The sequence below is a fragment of the Nonomuraea lactucae genome (assembly GCF_003313395.1).
Classification (GTDB): Bacteria; Actinomycetota; Actinomycetes; order Streptosporangiales; family Streptosporangiaceae; genus Nonomuraea; species Nonomuraea lactucae.
Genome location: NZ_QNFZ01000592.1, coordinates 1 through 2,076, shown reverse-complemented (window position 1 = coordinate 2,076; position 2,076 = coordinate 1). Strand labels below are relative to the sequence as shown.

General features: G+C 73.1%; 2 protein-coding genes. Both read left to right on the top strand.

Annotation, left to right across the window (positions count from 1 at the left end):
• The first annotated feature begins 251 nt into the window (after window positions 1-251).
• A complete protein-coding gene (locus tag DQW85_RS23965) occupies window positions 252-695 on the top strand; it encodes a MarR family winged helix-turn-helix transcriptional regulator (RefSeq protein ID WP_205315363.1) in 444 nt (147 codons plus the stop codon).
• 215 nt (window positions 696-910) lie between these two features.
• A partial coding sequence (locus tag DQW85_RS23960) for a BtrH N-terminal domain-containing protein (RefSeq protein WP_113702307.1) occupies window positions 911-2,076 on the top strand: 1,166 nt, incomplete at its 3' end.

Here is a 2,076-nt window from a genome sequence, read left to right as displayed (position 1 = left end):
CGCCCGCGAGGGTGCCGTCGCCGGCCCGGCCTGCGCGGCGGGGACAGCGGCGACGGTGGGGGCGACGGTGAGGGCGACGGTGAGGGCGGCGGCGAGCGCCGTGCCCACGAGGGCCGTCGACGTGCGGAAGCGGGGCATGGAGCCTCTCCGGTCTAGGATGAGTAGAGCCCTTAGATATGAACGAGTACGAACGATAGTTAGAGTACTAATGTTCGTCAACATGCGACTATGCCGGTCGTTACCATGCAGGAATGACGTCGATGCCCATCTCCGAGCGGCTGGGGGGCCACCTCAAGCGCGCGGAGCAAGCGCTCGCGGCGGCGAAGTACGCCGCGCTCAGGCCGGCCGATCTGACCGTGCCGCAGTACGCCGCGCTGCTCTACCTGGAGGAGAATCCCGGCATCTCGGCCGCCGCGCTGGCCAGGGCGTGCGGTGTGACCCCGCCAACGATGACCACCGTGCTCAAGAACCTCCAGGAACAGGGCCTGATCGAGCGCACCCCGCACGAGTGGCACAAGAACATCCTGGAGACCCGCCTCACCGCGAAGGGCGAGCAGGTGATGGCCGCCGCGGACGCCCGCGCGGTGCGCGTCGAGCGCGGGCTGGCCGCCGAGTTCAGCGACGAGGAGCGGGAGACGTTGATCGCCCTGCTGGCCCGGTGCGTCGCCTACCTGGAGTCCCCTCAGCCGGGGTAGTGCGCCCACGCCACGGGTGTACTACCATGCGCTTCCACGGCGGTGCTCTCCCGCCGAACCTCCTGAGCGGGTTCCCACGCCACCCGCCGCCCGCGGAGGCAAAGGGGACCCATGAGCCTCGGGAGCCGCGCTCCGACCGGCTGGCGATCTTTCGCGGCCGCCGCGGGCCGCGGGCGTGGGCCGGGCCCCCGGCGACGGCCGCAGAGAGAGCCCCCATGACCAGCAAGAAGCAGCTCAAGGCCCGCATCCGCGAGCGCATGGCCAAGACCGGCGAGAGCTACACCACCGCCCGACACCACATCGCGGGGCGCGCCGAGGCACAGTCCGACGCGGGCTGGCGGTTCACCGGCGGACGCCACCCCTCCAGCGCCGTGATCACCGCCGTCCTGGTCAACCAGGGCGCCTCCGTCAGCGAGCCGCTGGTCTTCCTGGCCGGAGGCGGCATCGGAGCCGGATACATCCTGTGGGAGTTCAAGCACGACCAGAGCCGCCACGTGACCCTCGGCTTCCGCAACCAGTGGCAGTATCACGACCGCTGGATGGTCAAGACGCTCACCCGCCTCGGCGTGCCGTATGAGGAGCACCGCACGGCCGGGGCGCGCGGCGCGAGCGCCCGCCTCGCCGGGGAGCTCGACGCGGGGCGGCCGTGCGTGATCCTCCCCGACAGGTACCATCTCGGCTACTGGCAGCTGCCCGCCGCGCTGGACGGGCACGGCGGTCACCCCGTGGTCGCCTACCGGCGCGACGAGACCTCGGTCTACCTCGACGACCGCGGCCAGGCGCCGATCCGCGTACCGAGGGACCGGCTCGACGCCGCGCGGGCGCGGGTCGGCTCGTACCGGAACGTGGCGCACGTGATCGGCGAGGCCACACTGGGAGAGGCCGCGCTGGCCGGCGCGGCCCGGGAAGGGCTCCGCGACTGCGCCGCGCACCTGTCCGCGGCCTCGGACTCGTTCTCGCTGCCCGCCTGGCGCAAGTGGTCGCGCATGCTCGTGGACACTCGCAACGCCAAGGCGTGGCCGAAGGTGTTCGCCGACGGTCGCGGCCTGGCGAGCGGGCTGCTGTCGGTCTGGGAGGGCGCGGAGCCGGTGGGCATGGACGGGGGCAACCTGCGCGACCTGTTCGCCGACTCGCTCGACGAGGCCGCCCTCCTGCTGGACGAGCCCGGCCTGGCCGAGCTGGCCGTACGCTTCCGGGAGATCCACGCCATGTGGCACGAGCTCGCCGAGGCCGCGCTCCCCGCGGCGGTACCGGAGTTCGCCCGCATCCGCGAGCTGACGGCGGCCGTCAAGGAGAGCGTCATGGCGGACGGCACCGCGGGCGCCCCCCAGGCGGCGGAGGCGGGCGCGGCGCTGTGGCGGGAGCGCGCCGCCGCCGACGG